Genomic DNA, 15,255 nt, shown 5'->3' on the forward strand with positions numbered 1-15,255 from the left:
GCTACTAGAGGAAGCGTAAATCTGAGCATTTAGTGATAAGGACTGAGCGAATTTTGCTCCGTTTTTCTTAGGGTTTGTTTAAGAGCTTATCAAACAAATTAGAACAATAAAAGCCGAATAAATTCGATCGTTTGCTAGGGTGGTTACTTGGTTACTCCCAACGTTTCGAATTTTTCCGGCTTTTCCTTTGTCCTAGCTGCATTTGATCAATCGTAAAATAATCTATATCTTAATGGCTCGGTTGTTTTAAGCTTAACCTACCATCTGTAATGTTATAAACTTTATCACAGTAATCAATTAAGCGTGTATCATGCGTTACTACAATCGTTGTTTTGTCGTTTTTCGTGGTCGCTTCCTTTAACATCTCCATTACTTCAAAGGCGCGATCTGAATCAAGGGAAGCAGTCGGTTCGTCTGCAAGAATAATACTTGGATCTGTATACAATGCTTTTGCAATCGCAACACGCTGTCTTTCTCCTCCCGATAAATCAGAAGGAAAGCTGTTTAAGAGATCTTCGATTCCTAAGGATTGATAGAGCTCTTTCAGCTTCTCTGCAGATAAGTTATGCTTTTTCACTTTATCTAACAGTTGCATTTGCTGACTTACTGTTAAGAATGGCACTAGATTTGAAGCTTGTAAAACAAAGCCAATTTCACGTAAGCGGATGGCTGAACGTTTTTTCTCCTTTAGGCTGGTAATATCCATTTCATTAATAATAACCTTTCCGTTTGTAGGTGTTTGTAAGCCGCCAGCAATAGTTAAAAAGGTGCTTTTACCTGAACCGGATGGGCCAATTACCGCAATTAACTCTCCTTTTTCTGCTTGGAAATTTGTAGGTTTTAATGCTTCTATTTCTGTGTGACCTGAGCCAAAAATTTTATTTACCTGGTTCATCTCAAGAATAGCCATGTCTTACCCTCCAATCGCCTTTAGCGGGTCTATTTTAACAATCGTTTGTATTGAAAATAAAGCACCTAACACGGATACAAATATAAGTACAATGCCATATACCAGCAGGTCAAGATAATTAAATGCTACTGGAACAGCTGCAGGTAAGAAGAAGCCTGTAATCATTGTGAGAATAAAGCCGATAATTACTCCAGCAATAGCTAATAAGAATGTTTGAGCTATAACAGAGCGTGCTAAATAACTGCTTGAAATCCCTTGGGCTTTCATCACACCAAAGATACTGACCTTTTGAATCGTTAATACGTATAAGAAAATAGCCAGTACGACTGCTGAAATTATAAACAAGAAATAAATCATAAATGTTAACGTTAAGTTTTGTTCCGAATAGCCAGGTAGATTTTCGATAAATGTTGTCGTATCTACCACTTGTAATTCATCCGGTACTTCTATATCAGACAGATTATCGGTACGTAGTATGAAGGCATTTATTCGATCTTCATAGTTTTCTGCGGCTTTGCCATAACGAACCTTTTGTAATGTATACAAATCGGTATAAAGAACTGGTGCTGCATTAAATTTTGCATTATTTGTAAAGCCGACGATCGTTAAATCTTCTTCCGTAGAAGAAAGACTTAGTTTGTCACCAAGCTTAAATCCTTCATCTTTTAAAGATTCATTGGCAATAACTTCTCCTTCCTTAGCAAAGGCATCGCCTTCAATGACATTTGGCATAATAAACTCTTCTTTATCAATGCCAAAAATAGAAACATTAGATTTATGATCATCCGAAGTAGCAATGGAATTAATCTGTGCAAGGCTAGCGTATTCATCCACACCTTCACCATTATAATCATCTAAGGTCAAACTAGACTGAGGTAAATTAATATCGGATTCCTCTGTTAATATCACGCCTTGGCCATCCCATTTATCTACCGCTTCTTTATTCATATTTTCTAATCCATTTGCTAATCCTGATAAAAAGAAGACAAGATAGGATACAAGCATTAATACACCAACAATTAAAGTGAAACGTAATTTGTTATTCTTGATCTCATTCCATGCTAAAAACATCGTTTCTCCTCCTGAATAAGACGGTTTAATGAATCATTCTTAGATAATCCTCTATTCTATAATAGTATAGGAATGTAGGATTTAAGCAAAGCGGATACACTTGAATAGCTATAAAAGGATTTTATTTGAGCTGCATAGAATATGTATATTAGATTATGGTTACTTCGATGTCGAATTCTTTAAAAAGGAGTGCATGTGAAGATGTATGAACTAAAGACGAAAGAAAATGATGGTAGTGTTATCGAATTTATTGAACAAGTAGCGAGTCCAAGAAAAAAGGAAGATGCCTACAGGCTATTAGATATTTTTACAGAAGTAACAGGTTATCCTGCAAAAATGTGGGGAACAAGTATTGTTGGTTTTGGGTCCTACCATTATAAATATAAGAGTGGACATGAAGGTGATGCAATGCTTGCTGGCTTTTCACCAAGAAAGGCTAAATTTAGTCTATATTTCGCTACCGGAGACGAAGAGCGAGAGATATTATTGCAGAAACTTGGAAAACATACGAGTGGGAAAGCATGTGTCTATATTAACAAGCTATCAGATATTGATATTGACGTATTGAAGCAATTAATTCATCAATCTGTTGTTTTTTTAAAGGAAAGATATACTTTAAATGGATAAGCGTTAAAAAACAAAACGAGCATTTCGAAAGCCGACTATTCATTTTTTCTTAATCGCAATCTGAAACAACTATACTGAAAGCATTCTACGGGGGATGCTTTTTTCTTCGTTTAGCTGAAACTATTTCTTCGATAGGATCGTCAAACGAACAAGCAAACAACAGCAATGGATGAGGGGGGAATTATGGAACGAGAAAAAGAAAGGGTATTAGAGGAAGTCATGATTATGTATGGAGATGAATTGGTCCGACTTGCATTTCATTATGTGAAAAATGTAGAGACAGCAAAGGATATTGTCCAATCCACGTTTATTAAATGTTATCAGCATTTGGATTCCTTTCGCTATGAGTCTTCACTAAAAACATGGCTGTATCGGATAACGATCAATGGCTGCAAGGATTATTTGAAAAGCTGGCATCATCGAAAGGTGCAGGCAGTTCAACTTATTCAGGATGTCGCAGGCGCTATCTTTTCATCCGTAGAAGATAATGTTATTCAGAAAGAAGCAAAGGAGGAACTGCAGCAGGTAGTTTATACGTTACCAACTATCTATCGTGAAGTTATTTACTTGTACTATTATCAATCTTTTCAAATTGAAGAAATTGCTGACATGATGGAATTGAACACAAGTACAGTAAAAACAAGGTTGAAAAGAGCTAGACAACGATTGAAAACTAAACTGGAGGTGAACTATCATGGGTAAAAAAGAGAGAGAATACATTTCGTTTATCGAGAATGAATCGTTAACATTCACAGAAGCAGATCGTCAACAGACATTACAGCAGATTCATACAGCAAAGAAAAAACGGAAACGAACGTCTACGTCTTATATCGGTCCTACGATTGCCACTATGCTGATCGTGATCTTAGCAATTGGAGTAATAATGCCTTCACTTTATACGAAGGACAATCAAGCAGTATCTACTGACGTAAAAAACACATTTTCTGTGTTAATATTGGCGGAAGAATCTCATCGATCTGTATTTCAGCTGGTACTTACATATAATTCTGCAATGGAAAGTATAAAACTAGTTCCAATACCTCGAGATGCCTATGCAACCATTATTGATGCACATAATGACAATATGCGGAAGGATAAAATTGCGAATGCAATGGCTTATAATCAAGAGATCGAACCCGTGATAGCAACCTTCGAAAATTATTTCGATGTTCCGATCGATTACTATGCTGTCATTTCAACAGAATTTCTAAAGGATTGGGTTGAAACGGATAAGCACAGGAGTACTACCAAAATGGTTTGGGATAAAATTAACTATAAGGAAAATAGTAGTAAATTGGTAGAACAATTGACAGAACAAATTGAATCAACAAATTTATCATCTGCGAAGTTAGACAAGATAAGAGATGGTATTCATTCCTTTTCCATTGAGACAAAGGATATAACGATTAAAAAGAAAAAAATAACAGTGGATGGGATTTATTATGAAAAAATAGATGAGGGTGTATTGAATCAGATTTCAAATGAATTAAACGAGCATTTAAATGAAAAATAATAAACGATTATTTAGCTCATCCTAGGTAGTGTGCTATTTTTATTCAGCATATAACTGGCAGTAATACCCCGACTTCAAGCAATTGAAACTAATATTGGTTAAGTGGGGGAAAACAAAACCCCAATAGATTGAAGTTTCACTTTATAAAGAAGCTAATGACAATTCCCATGTTAACACCAATTAGAAAAGAAATGGAAAAAAGCCCTATTCCCATTCCTGTCCAGGGACCAATCGCAAATATACTAATGATGAATAATGCAAAACTGGCGAAGTTCAATAGTGTTGTAATTATATAAAGTCCTACACGATTCATGTATCTTGCTAAAAGAATGATAATGGAAGCAGTAATTAATCCTGTTAGAATAAATGGTAACCAGCCCTCTAAAAGAATTCTGAACATATGCAGTCCTCCGGAATTCGTTATTGGATCAGCCATTGCATACCATAATAATATTTTCATCAGGATCTTTTACGGCTGTAAACACTGTTATGGGTGATGTGATTTGATAGTTCGGTTTTTCTACAAATCGAAATGCCGCTTGAATATCATCTGTATTGTATAATGGGTGTGGAGACGGAGTAACTTTTTGAACTTTTCCTCTAGGCCCGGCATCTAATATCAACCCCGTATGATGATTGATATCAAGCTTATAAACAGGTTGGTTTAGATGTTCTGCTTGATACTTCTGCCCTAATAAATCACAATACCATTTTACCGATCTGTGCAATTCACTAACGCTGACAAATATTGTATTAACCTGATTTTTAATGGGACTATTCACTTCACCACACTCCTTTTACATAATAGCTTAATCTTCAAAACGTACATTTCTATCCCACACATAGCTACAGTAGTAAGCCCCCATCAGGCATTTAAGTCATACCTTTGTGATACTAACCATCAGTGGGGATAACAAAACTCCCACTGATTGAAGTTTTACTTGTAATAATTTTTTCTATTCTGATTTTATAAGAAAATAATTCAATTGTCGATGAAATAATGGAAATGCTTAAAGGAATTCTTTGATTTAAATCGAATACTATTAATAGGTATTTAGGTCAGGAGGAACGTAACGTGCCAAGTTATTCTTCAGAAATGGATGAAGTGCTATTTTATATAAAAAGGCATATTGATGAAGACCTATCGCTTGCTCGATTAGCACGCTATGCAGCTTACAGTCCTTATCATTTTTCCCGTATCTTCAAAGCATATGTTGGTTTGCCCCCTCATTATTACGTTGCTTCTATTCGTTTACAGAAGGCAAAGGATTTATTGTTAAAGACAAACTTAAGTATCCGTGACATCGGTATGGAGATCGGCCAGCAAAGTCTTGGTACCTTTACAACAAGGTTTTCAAACCGGGTAGGTATGTCACCATCTGCGTTTCGTCATTCACCACAGGTAGTGAACAAGCATTTGACATCCTTGAATCAACTGGCGACATGGAAACAAACAAGCATTGTTAAAAAAGCACATAACTATGTTACAGGAACAATTGATGCAGAAGTTCCGTTCAATGGAGTTATTTTAATAGGATTGTTTCCGAAGCCAATTCCAGAGGGAATGCCGAAATATGGTACACTACTGTCGACATTAGGTGAATTTTCATTTTCTAATGTGAAGCCAGGTCGTTACTATTTAATGGCAACTGCGGTAACTTGGGATTCGCAGGCAACAGATATTTTGCTCCCACACACTACACTAAGAGCTAAAATCCATCATCCAATTGTAGTGCAACCTCGTTCATCTGTACCACACCTGTATGTAACACTTCGTGCACCACGTTTAAATGATCCGCCTATATTAGTTTCCTTGCCCGTGCTAATGAATAATTTCCTGCGTCAGCAAGGTTAAAGTTCAAGATTGGAAGCTGGACTTTATTCTTCTAATACAAATTATGGAAATCGATAAGTTGCTGATAAGACTAGAGTAAGAGAATGGTGATGAGGTTGGAACATAACTAAAGTGGTTTTTTCTGTATCGCCTTGTTAGCTGTTAAAGTAGCAGTTGGTAGGCTCGATGTGGTATTCTTTCATTATACGAATAGGGTTCATTTTCTATAGGATACTAATTCAAACGGAACGATATAATAGTGATATTTTTATGAACATAGACAACAATAGAAATACACCCAAAGCTAGTATACCGTTACATAACAGGATTTCCTTACTCCTAGGAAGGAGGTTTTCATGATGGATAAACCTTTATTTGATATTCCGCATCAAACCTATTCTATGCTCAGTCAAGCGGAGCGCTATTTATTGGAATTTATACACCAACATCTTGACGAGATAGCTACCATGTCAATTGTTACGTTAAGTGAAAGAGCAAATGTGTCTACAGCTACGATTGTCAGACTGATGAAGAAAATAGGCTATAACGGCTATACATCTTTTAAATATCGTTTAAAACAGGACAAGAAAATGGAGGACACCCATGATTGGCTTGGAAATATTGACGACGATATTAAACAGGTAATTAAGAAAAATGAGGAAGAGGTTACGAAAACCATCCAGCTACAAAGCATTGGTCAAATTGAAGATGCCGTCCAAAAAATATTTAATGCAGAACGAGTCTATATTTTTAGCCGTGGCTTTTCAGAAATGATTGCAAAAGAAATGATGGTAAAATTACAGGCTTTAGATAAAATATGTGAAACACATGAAGACCCTAATATCATTCGTGTGAAGTCTCGTAAAGTAGGAAAAAATGATATAGCTATTTTTGTATCGTTAAATGGTGAAACACCTGAGCTTGTGGAGGCATGCCAAAACTTAAATATGAGACAAGTAACAACGATTACACTAACTACCAAGGTTGACTCGTCACTTAGTAGATTATCTGATATGACTCTATTAGGGTATAAAACAGATCATTCCCTTTTTCCAGAATATGAAGTTCGTTCAAGACTTTCACTTAATGTAATAGCTAGAATACTTCTTGATTCTTACGTAATCCGTACAAAAAAATAAATGCAGTTCTGTGATAATCCGATATTGATTATTCTTCTAAGGAGCATTCCGTTAATTATTGGGAAACATAATTTTTTTTGAATATCGTCTGAGGCTAGGATGAAAAACAATTTCTTTACTCAAAATACGAATAATCATGTAATCCCACATATAACTGGTAGTAAGACCTCGACTTCAAGCAATAAAGACAAACCAAAATTGGTAAGTGTGGGAATGACTGCATTAAATGTCCGATTGGTTCAAGGACTTTTAGGGCATACCCTTGTGGTACTAACAATTAGTGTGGGATAGACAAAACGCCCATATTTATACACAGGCTCAAATTTTATATTTTCCTAAACCGCTAAAAGGCGAATGATAATTATTATCAACTAATTATCGTTCGTCTTTTATTGCTTCTTCATTCCTTTTTTAGCTTTTTTCCCCGCATATAACTGCCAGTAAGACCCCTGCTGCTAAGTAGTTTCACTTAATATTTTCACAACGCCATAGTGGCTAGCAGCTTCATTAACGCTACTAAAATTTACTAGGTTTGTCATACCTTCGCATCCTTTCACTGCAAAGGTTTACATAAGCTGAAAACATTTACATAAATGAATATGAGATACTTTACTTAACAACAAAGAAAGAGGGTGAGGCTGTGATTTATACCTGTACAATGAACACAGCTATTGATTTATACGTAGCCATAGACAACTTGAAACCAGATAGAGTAAATCGTACGTTTGATGAAGATTATCAAGCAAATGGAAAAGGCGTCAATGTTTCTATTATGCTTCAAAAAATGGGAATAGAAAATACAGCATTAGGATTTATCGGTGGATTTACAGGTAAATTTATTGAAGAAGAATTAACTAAGCAAGGGATTAACAGTGATTTCATCAATGTGGATGGAATAACACGAATTAATGTGTTTGTAAATGCCGATGAGGAATATAAAATTGTCAATCAAGGTCCAGAAGTTGGGCAAAAAGATGTTGATAACTTACTACAAAAAATAAAGACTATTCCAAAGGGAAGTATATTAATCGTTTCAGGAAGCTTACCTAGGGGAGTAGAGGAGAGTATTCTTGTAGATATAGCCAAAATCTGTGCTGAAAATGACGTTAACCTTGTAATTGATTCAAGCTCATCTATTGTATTAGAAACTCTTCCGTATCGTCCTTATTTATTGAAGCCAAATGAAGAAGAGCTTGCTTATTTAGTTGGAAAAGATATGCCGTTATCAGAGCAAGAAATAATCGTTTATGGTAAGGAGCTCTTATATAAGGGAGCTAAAAACGTCATTATATCTAGAGGAGGAAATGGAGCAATTTTCTTAAATGACAATCATTTAGTAAACGTTAGTTCACCAGTTGGAGAAGTAGTAAATACGGCATGCTCTGGAGACTCTTTGCTCGCCGCGTTTATTGCAAAAACAATGGAAAACGCTCCATTAGATGTAACGTTAAAATATGCAGTTGCTACTGGAGCATCTACAGCTTTTTCTAAAGGTCTTAGTGACTTATCAAATATAGCAGAACTTATGAAGCAAGTTTCCATCACTAATTATAGGGGGGATTAAGTATGGTTAAAAAGAAAATTGTTGCAGCTACAGGTTGTCCAACAGGTATTGCACATACATTTATGGCTGCAGAAGCGCTTAAAAAAGCTGCAGAAAAAATGGGTGTGGAGATTAAAGTGGAAACACATGGTCAGGTTGGTGTTGAAAATGCCTTATCTCCTGAGGAAATAAAGGAAGCAGATGGTGTTATTATTGCTGCAGATAAGGATGTACAGGCGTATCGATTTCATGGAAAGCCCTTAGTCGATGTACCAGTTTCGAAAGGCATTCGTTCTCCAGAAGAACTTATTAATCAAATAGTTAATCAAGAAGCTTCTACTTATTATGACTCAGATTATCAAGAGTCAGGTAATGAGGCAGATAAAATGGAAGTCGATGAGAGGGATCAGGCTACCAAGCAAAATAGACGATGGGTTCATTCAATATATAAGCACTTAATGAATGGCGTATCACACATGCTCCCATTTGTTGTAGGGGGTGGAGTGCTCATTGCAGTTTCCTTCCTGTTCGGTATCTATTCGGCTAACCCGGACCATGAGCAGTACAATGAATTTGCAGCATTGCTAAATCAAGTTGGTGGATTAGGTTTTAGTTTAATGGTGCCGATATTGGCAGCTTTTATTGCCGAATCCATTTCTAAAAGGCCGGGGATGGTTGTTGGCTTCATTGGTGGGCTATTGGCAGATGAAGGTGGAGCAGGATTTTTAGGCGGAATATTAGCAGGTTTTATTGCAGGTTATATCATTATTCTCCTGCAAAAACTGTTAAAAAAGATGCCGCACTCATTGAATGGATTGAAGTCCATTTTCTTGTATCCAGTTTTGGGAATCTTTCTAATTGGTATCGTTATGACGCCAATTATCCAACCATTAACAAGTTTAAACGAAGGATTAATGGACTTCCTAGCATCCGTACAATCAACAAATCCATTACTATTAGGATTAATTGTCGGTGCAATGTGTGGATTCGATATGGGCGGACCGTTTAATAAGGCGGCATATGTTACTGGGACACTATTATTATCCGAAGGAAATCTGTATTTTATGGCAGGGGTATCAGCAGCATGTATTGCACCACCGTTAATTATTGCTTTTGCTACAGTTATTTTTCCCAAATATTTTACAAAAGAGGAACGAAACGCTGGAGCTGTCAACTTTATATTAGGATCGACGCACATTACAGAGGGGGCTATCCCCTTTGCAGCTAAGAGCCCTTTAATTGTTCTGCCGATTATTATGTTCGGCTCCTCCATAGCAGCGATCATGACTTACATGTTCGGCGTTCAAGTGCCAGCGCCGCATGGTGGGTTTTTAGTCCTTCCAGTTGTTACAGGAGCTTTCCAATGGGTTTTATCTATTTTAGTAGGTTCACTAATTGGTGCTTTCCTATATGGTCTATATCGAAAAAAAGCAGCACACAATAAGCCAATTGAGGAGTGATCATTATGAAACATTTAATTAATAAAGATTTTATTCTGCTTCAGGCGACAGCTTCTTCGCAGCAAGGTGTATTTCAAGCGATTGCTGACATTGCAAAAAAACATGGGATCGCCAGTTCAGCAGAAGCGATTATCGAAGGTTTAAAACAAAGAGAATTACAAAGTACAACTGGGTTCCAGGATGGTTTTGCAATCCCCCACACGCAGACGGAAGCGGTAGTGAAACCAGCGATTATTATTGTTCGCACAGAAACTGGTATTGAATGGGAATCTTTTGACGGTCAACCAGCATTCTTCTTTTTATCCCTGTTAATACCTAAATCAGAAGCTGGTTCAACCCATCTACAGGCATTATCTGCCTTATCACGCGCGTTGATGGATGAAGAAGTTAGACAATCGATGCTTGATGCAACAACAAACGAGCAGCTAGCAAATATTGTAGCAACTGCTATTTCAGGAGGAGAGATATAAAATGGGAATTATATCAACTACACCATTGTTAAACCAAGCTAAAAAGGGAAAATACGGAATTGTAGCGTTCAATGTCCATTCATTTGATAGTATTTACTGGGTACTAGAAGCGGCTGCAGAAATGAGATCACCAGTTATATTGCAAACAACTGTTGGTACGGTAAAATCACTCGGTGCAGAAAACATTGTGAAAGTTGTTAAGGCAGCCTCCGAATATTATCATGTTCCTACTGGCTTACACTTAGATCATTGTACTGATTATGAAGTGATTAAGCAGGCAATTCGAGCTGGTTATTCCTCAGTAATGATTGATGCCTCTATGCATCCATTTGCGGAAAATGTCCGCAGAACACAGGAGGTAATGGATTTAGCAGATTCACTTGGTGTAAATGTAGAGGCAGAGCTAGGGAAAGTAGGTGGAGTAGAGGATAATATTGTTGTATCAGAAGAAGATGCACAAAAAGCAGTTCCAACAGAATGTAAGGAATTTGTTCAAATGACAGGTGTACCTACACTAGCTCCGGCGATTGGAACTGCGCATGGTATTTATAAAGGTGAACCAAATATTGATTTTTCAAGGATTGAACAGATTGGTGAATTGGTAGATACTCCATTAGTATTGCATGGGGGATCTGCTGTACCAGAGGAAGATGTTCGGAAGTGTGTTTCACTAGGAATGGCTAAAGTAAATGTATCTACAGAATTAAAAAATGCGTATTCCGAAGCAATAAGACAGCATTTTATAGAGGAACCAGAAAGTTTGGATCCACGAGCCTACTTACAAAAAGCAAAAGAAGCTGCAAAAGCTATGGTTGCTTCCAAAATACTGATGGTAGGAAGTGAAGGAAAAGTAGTTCCTTCTATTATTGAAGCATAAATTGACAAGATAGGGGATGTCTATTAAGGCAGTCCCCTATCATTTAGCTTCAATGATGAAAGGGGGAAAATAGGATGCAGTTGATTGCTATAGATTTGGATGGGACGCTTCTCTCCGAAAATGGAACGATTTCTGATGAGAATGTGCAGGCCATTCATGAGGTCCAAAGGAAAGATGACATTGTCGTGATTTCGTCTGGACGTTCGGTTCATGATACAAAAGAGATTCTTAGGCGTGCTGCTATAGATTGTCCAATTATTGCAGGTAATGGTGCAAAAGCATATGATAATGATAAACTTCTGTATCACTTATTCCTAACAAGTGATGTTATAGGTGACCTCATCGAGATACTTAAACAGCAATTAGTCTATTTTGAAATATACACGAAAGGTGGGATTTTAGTAGAAAGCCAAATTAGTGGGATCCTTGAACGAGAAAAAAGAGGAATACAGGATTTAGACGTAGCAATCGATTGGGTAGATCATATCATTGATATGCAAAACAGGCAGCACGGCTTACTACATGTTTCTAATTATAATGAAATCGATTATACGGATTTAGAGGTATATAAATTATTTGTTCTTTCTTTCGAAAAGCCAAAAAGGAATATACTCCAAAGTATTCTGAAAAATAGAAATGATATATCCATAACATCCTCAGGTAAACAAAAGATAGAAATAGCTCATCCTAATGCGAATAAGGGCTATGGCTTAAAGCAGATGGCAGATTATTTTAATATTCCCTTAAAGCATACAGTGGCAATAGGAGATAATTATAATGACGTACCTATGTTTTCTATTGCTGGAATGTGTATCGCGATGGAAAATGCTGAGGATGAAGTGAAACAACATGCCACCTACATTACGAAGCATCATGAAAACAATGGAGTCGGCTATGCCTTAAGGAAGTATATCTTAGAGGAATAGAAAATGCGAAAGGGGCAGGGGTAACACTTAATGCTCACTTCTAACGACTAAAATACGAGGCAAGAAAGTTTAAAAGAAAGTATCTATGTACCACTAAAAGGCGTTTATTAAAAACATGGAAATGATATAGAACAAAAAAGCTGAACGAATCCGACTATTCATTAAACCATTTCGAATATCGTTCAGCTTTTTGCTTCTTTCGTTTACTTTGGCATAGCTCATTTTTATTCCACATTTAACTGGCAGTAATATCCCTGCTGATTGAAGTTTTACTTTATGCTTCCGTTTTGACAGGCTTTTTCTTTTCTTTTTGACCCAATAATACCTTCTTTGATTTTTCTCTATTTTTCTTATTACTCAATACGTATAAGATGTCATTCTCTAAAATAACGGAATTACCAGTAGGAGTAATAACCTGTTTATCACGAATAATACCGATAATTAATGTCTCGTCAGGAAGTTCTATATCTATTAATGATGTATTAACTGCCGGAGATTGAGAGAATATCCTGACTTCCATGATCTCCGCTTCTGTATTTCCTAGATTAATGAGTTCCATTGAAGGTTTAGTAGGGTCATTTTTATAGCCGGTTAATTTTAATTTTGTAGCTAGCCATGATAATGTGCTTCCTTGAACCAAAGCTGAAATTAATACAACGAAAAATACCGCATTAAAAATTAAGTCACTGTTATCTACTTCAGCAATGATCGGATAAGTGGCTAAAACGATAGGAACAGCTCCTTTTAGCCCAGCCCATGAAATAAACAATTTTTCTTTAACATTATATTTCATGAATACCATGGAAATAAATACAGCAATCGGTCTCGCGATAAACATTAAAATGATGGAGAGAATAATACCTTGCCAAAAGACTTCCGTAAGTTGACTTGGAAAAACAAGTAGTCCGAGGAGGATAAACATGACAATTTGCATCATCCATGCAAATCCTTCGTTGAATCGTAAGATAGAGAAACGATACATTAAATCACTATTACCAACAAATACAGCCATTACATAAACAGCTAATAAGCCACTTCCGCCTAAAAAGTCCGCTAGAAAGTATGTAGCTGTAGCCATACCAATAGCTAATGTTGGATATAGGCCGGCAGTATCAAGCTTAATATTATTGATAAGCATCACGGTTAGCTTACCGAGTAATAGTCCGATTAATAAGCCAAGTCCCATTTGTATAAAGAAGCTACCAATCGTACTCCAAATGGATGTTTCGGGTATTTGAATGAGCTCAATAAAGGAAACAGTAAGGAATACCGCCATGGGATCGTTGGAACCGGATTCTGCTTCAAGTGTAGATGTCAATTTCGTATTGATATTTTTATTACCAAGAACGGAAAAAACAGCAGCTGCATCTGTAGAACCAACAATGGCCCCGAATAACATTCCTTCAAGTAAAGATAGATCAAGAATATACATAGCAGCAAAGCCTGTTAATATGGTGGTTAATAAGACTCCTAATGTAGCTAACGAGCCTGCTGCTCCAAGGACAGGCCGAACCTGTTCCCACTTTGTTTGTGTCCCACCCTCAAATAAAATAATGATTAAAGCCATAATTCCGATTAGTTGGGTAAGCTCTACATTTTCAAAGAAAACAAATTTGTTAAGGCCCATACCAATTAAGAGGAACAACACGAGGGCTGGTAAGCCCAATCGAGTGGAGAATTTGGTTGCTAATACTCCGACAATGAGCATCGCAGAAAAGAGAAAGATGAGCATTTCTAAAGATAACATGTTGAACAGTCCTTCCAAAGAACATTCTACTACTATTATTATAACGATAAATGGACGTTTTGAGAAAAATGACGACTCATCCTTTTCGTAAGATGGCCGAAAAAAGGAATAATTTAGTTACTCTTACAAAGACTATAAATGGCTTGTTTAGAAGAGTATTTTGGCAGCATCAGGATTATTACCTGTTGTAATAAGATCCTAAAGCAATACCATTCATGTATATCTCTTTTAAACGCCTTTACTAAAGCTTACGTAGAAAGGAGTTATTTTATAATGGCTGATAAGAACAATCAATTTAAGGAAAATAGTAATCATGGAGAACATCGCAACGGTCGTAAAAGTCCATTTAAGAATAGTAATTCCCACGGCGGTAACGAACCAAACGAGTATGTGGATAAGAAAAAGAGATAGATGGATGTTGGTGAGGGTGGGACATAACGAAAATGGTTCATTCTAAAGACGAACAATAAACTACGCTATTTCTGGAGTAGCCTCATTACACGAATATATTTTTTCAATGTTCGTTTTTTCTTCGATCAAAATCCTTTTGTCCCCACCTCTTTTTTAAATTAGGAATCGTCGTGTGTTATTTTTCATGGTTCAAATTAACCATTTTTAACGATTGCTTTACAAAAAATTAATACTTACTTGATATACTTGTTGATAATGAAGCAATGATGCAGGGGGAGTTTGCTTGAAGCAGGTTATTCAAAAATGGTTCCATAATACTACGCATGTTAGCAAACGGATATTGGAAAAATTAAGCTTACGAAGTCGATTACTCATGCTGTTTATTACGTTACTATTATTTTCTATGATAGCAGTAGGAGTTATTTCATACTTAAAAGCAAAAGAAACGACGATGACTTCGATTGAAAATCGTCTAATACGAGAGACGGAATTAATGGGTTATATCGCGGATAATTTGAAGTTTTTATATGTCAGTGATGATTCCTATTTTAAGCAACAGTTAGAAGCGAATGTGCGGTCACAGAAATTGAAATTAGCCGATGATGGAATGACCTCTCATTATTTTTACATAGAAGGCGGACAAGCAGTCCCCTTTAAAGTTAGTAAGGGAGAATTGCCTGTTATCTCCGAACAATTAGTAAATGATATCGTAGAAAAAAAATAAGGG

The 15,255-nt window shown here is 36.4% G+C and carries 17 protein-coding genes; 12 read left to right on the forward strand and 5 right to left on the reverse strand.

Features of this window, described 5'->3' with window-relative positions:
- Window positions 1–229: 229 nt before the first annotated feature.
- Complete coding sequence (locus tag ABDZ84_RS19845) at window positions 230–910, reverse strand: ABC transporter ATP-binding protein (protein ID WP_026680419.1); 681 nt, start codon at window positions 908–910, stop codon at window positions 230–232.
- 3 nt (window positions 911–913) lie between these two features.
- Window positions 914–1,981: an ABC transporter permease gene (locus ABDZ84_RS19850; RefSeq protein WP_026680420.1), complete on the reverse strand. Its 1,068-nt coding sequence runs from the start codon at window positions 1,979–1,981 to the stop codon at window positions 914–916.
- Window positions 1,982–2,182: 201 nt separating this feature from the next.
- On the opposite strand from ABDZ84_RS19850, the gene ABDZ84_RS19855 reads away from it, so the two are divergent.
- The 3 genes from ABDZ84_RS19855 (at window position 2,183) to ABDZ84_RS19865 (ending at window position 4,121) form a co-directional block, all read left to right on the forward strand.
- Window positions 2,183–2,608, forward strand: coding sequence for a DUF1801 domain-containing protein (locus tag ABDZ84_RS19855; RefSeq protein ID WP_034678681.1), 426 nt, complete (start codon window positions 2,183–2,185; stop codon window positions 2,606–2,608).
- A 183-nt stretch (window positions 2,609–2,791) separates the two neighbouring features.
- A complete protein-coding gene (locus ABDZ84_RS19860) occupies window positions 2,792–3,310 on the forward strand; it encodes a sigma-70 family RNA polymerase sigma factor (protein ID WP_034678682.1) in 519 nt (172 codons plus the stop codon).
- A complete protein-coding gene (locus ABDZ84_RS19865; protein ID WP_166529927.1) occupies window positions 3,303–4,121 on the forward strand; it encodes an LCP family glycopolymer transferase in 819 nt (272 codons plus the stop codon). Before ABDZ84_RS19860 ends, ABDZ84_RS19865 begins: the two co-directional genes overlap by 8 nt.
- Before the next feature lie 136 nt (window positions 4,122–4,257).
- On the opposite strand, the gene ABDZ84_RS19870 is transcribed toward ABDZ84_RS19865, so the two are convergent.
- Window positions 4,258–4,521: a hypothetical protein gene (locus tag ABDZ84_RS19870; RefSeq protein WP_034678684.1), complete on the reverse strand. Its 264-nt coding sequence runs from the start codon at window positions 4,519–4,521 to the stop codon at window positions 4,258–4,260.
- Between the two features lie 28 nt (window positions 4,522–4,549).
- Entirely contained in the window at window positions 4,550–4,903 is a 354-nt protein-coding gene (locus tag ABDZ84_RS19875; protein ID WP_281949941.1) for a VOC family protein, read from the reverse strand.
- Window positions 4,904–5,217: 314 nt separating this feature from the next.
- Between ABDZ84_RS19875 and ABDZ84_RS19880 the strand changes: the two genes are divergently transcribed.
- The 7 genes from ABDZ84_RS19880 to ABDZ84_RS19910 all read left to right on the forward strand — a co-directional run bounded on the left by ABDZ84_RS19880 (window position 5,218) and on the right by ABDZ84_RS19910 (window position 12,370).
- Entirely contained in the window at window positions 5,218–5,976 is a 759-nt protein-coding gene (locus ABDZ84_RS19880; RefSeq protein WP_425542149.1) for a helix-turn-helix transcriptional regulator, read from the forward strand.
- Between the two features lie 338 nt (window positions 5,977–6,314).
- Window positions 6,315–7,094 carry a MurR/RpiR family transcriptional regulator gene (locus tag ABDZ84_RS19885; protein WP_026680428.1) on the forward strand — a complete coding sequence of 260 codons (780 nt, stop codon included), beginning with the start codon at window positions 6,315–6,317 and terminating at the stop codon, window positions 7,092–7,094.
- A 640-nt stretch (window positions 7,095–7,734) separates the two neighbouring features.
- The gene (gene pfkB, locus ABDZ84_RS19890; RefSeq protein ID WP_281949943.1) at window positions 7,735–8,658 is read left to right on the forward strand and encodes a 1-phosphofructokinase; all 924 of its coding nucleotides are present in this window, start codon (window positions 7,735–7,737) and stop codon (window positions 8,656–8,658) included.
- A gap of 2 nt (window positions 8,659–8,660) precedes the next feature.
- A complete protein-coding gene (locus ABDZ84_RS19895) occupies window positions 8,661–10,097 on the forward strand; it encodes a PTS fructose transporter subunit IIC (RefSeq protein ID WP_281949944.1) in 1,437 nt (478 codons plus the stop codon).
- A 5-nt stretch (window positions 10,098–10,102) separates the two neighbouring features.
- Window positions 10,103–10,567: a PTS sugar transporter subunit IIA gene (locus tag ABDZ84_RS19900; protein WP_205389193.1), complete on the forward strand. Its 465-nt coding sequence runs from the start codon at window positions 10,103–10,105 to the stop codon at window positions 10,565–10,567.
- 1 nt (window position 10,568) lies between these two features.
- On the forward strand, window positions 10,569–11,444 hold the full coding sequence (locus ABDZ84_RS19905; RefSeq protein ID WP_343782761.1) for a class II fructose-bisphosphate aldolase: 876 nt from the start codon (window positions 10,569–10,571) through the stop codon (window positions 11,442–11,444).
- 74 nt (window positions 11,445–11,518) lie between these two features.
- Window positions 11,519–12,370, forward strand: coding sequence for a Cof-type HAD-IIB family hydrolase (locus tag ABDZ84_RS19910; RefSeq protein WP_026680433.1), 852 nt, complete (start codon window positions 11,519–11,521; stop codon window positions 12,368–12,370).
- Window positions 12,371–12,644: 274 nt separating this feature from the next.
- Here the strand turns inward: ABDZ84_RS19910 and ABDZ84_RS19915 are convergent, their stop codons facing one another.
- Window positions 12,645–14,117 carry a potassium/proton antiporter gene (locus ABDZ84_RS19915; protein WP_026680434.1) on the reverse strand — a complete coding sequence of 491 codons (1,473 nt, stop codon included), beginning with the start codon at window positions 14,115–14,117 and terminating at the stop codon, window positions 12,645–12,647.
- 273 nt (window positions 14,118–14,390) lie between these two features.
- Here ABDZ84_RS19915 and ABDZ84_RS19920 point away from each other — a divergent pair, with 273 nt between their 5' ends.
- Window positions 14,391–14,528: a hypothetical protein gene (locus ABDZ84_RS19920; protein WP_162986316.1), complete on the forward strand. Its 138-nt coding sequence runs from the start codon at window positions 14,391–14,393 to the stop codon at window positions 14,526–14,528.
- A gap of 283 nt (window positions 14,529–14,811) precedes the next feature.
- A complete protein-coding gene (locus ABDZ84_RS19925; RefSeq protein WP_281949945.1) occupies window positions 14,812–15,252 on the forward strand; it encodes a hypothetical protein in 441 nt (146 codons plus the stop codon).
- Window positions 15,253–15,255: the final 3 nt, after the last annotated feature.

It is taken from the genome of Virgibacillus salarius, from assembly GCF_039521925.1.
GTDB lineage: Bacteria > Bacillota > Bacilli > Bacillales > Amphibacillaceae > Virgibacillus > Virgibacillus salarius.

Coding starts and splice junctions, on each gene's coding strand:
- ABDZ84_RS19880 (WP_425542149.1), top strand. CDS start 5,218: ATGGATGAAGTGCTATTTTATATAAAAAGGCATATTGATGAAGACCTA.
- ABDZ84_RS19885 (WP_026680428.1), top strand. CDS start 6,315: ATGGATAAACCTTTATTTGATATTCCGCATCAAACCTATTCTATGCTC.
- ABDZ84_RS19870 (WP_034678684.1), bottom strand. CDS start 4,521: ATGTTCAGAATTCTTTTAGAGGGCTGGTTACCATTTATTCTAACAGGA.
- ABDZ84_RS19865 (WP_166529927.1), top strand. CDS start 3,303: ATGGGTAAAAAAGAGAGAGAATACATTTCGTTTATCGAGAATGAATCG.
- ABDZ84_RS19850 (WP_026680420.1), bottom strand. CDS start 1,981: ATGTTTTTAGCATGGAATGAGATCAAGAATAACAAATTACGTTTCACT.
- ABDZ84_RS19900 (WP_205389193.1), top strand. CDS start 10,103: ATGAAACATTTAATTAATAAAGATTTTATTCTGCTTCAGGCGACAGCT.
- ABDZ84_RS19845 (WP_026680419.1), bottom strand. CDS start 910: ATGGCTATTCTTGAGATGAACCAGGTAAATAAAATTTTTGGCTCAGGT.
- ABDZ84_RS19915 (WP_026680434.1), bottom strand. CDS start 14,117: ATGTTATCTTTAGAAATGCTCATCTTTCTCTTTTCTGCGATGCTCATT.
- ABDZ84_RS19910 (WP_026680433.1), top strand. CDS start 11,519: ATGCAGTTGATTGCTATAGATTTGGATGGGACGCTTCTCTCCGAAAAT.
- ABDZ84_RS19895 (WP_281949944.1), top strand. CDS start 8,661: ATGGTTAAAAAGAAAATTGTTGCAGCTACAGGTTGTCCAACAGGTATT.
- ABDZ84_RS19855 (WP_034678681.1), top strand. CDS start 2,183: ATGTATGAACTAAAGACGAAAGAAAATGATGGTAGTGTTATCGAATTT.
- ABDZ84_RS19920 (WP_162986316.1), top strand. CDS start 14,391: ATGGCTGATAAGAACAATCAATTTAAGGAAAATAGTAATCATGGAGAA.
- ABDZ84_RS19905 (WP_343782761.1), top strand. CDS start 10,569: ATGGGAATTATATCAACTACACCATTGTTAAACCAAGCTAAAAAGGGA.
- ABDZ84_RS19860 (WP_034678682.1), top strand. CDS start 2,792: ATGGAACGAGAAAAAGAAAGGGTATTAGAGGAAGTCATGATTATGTAT.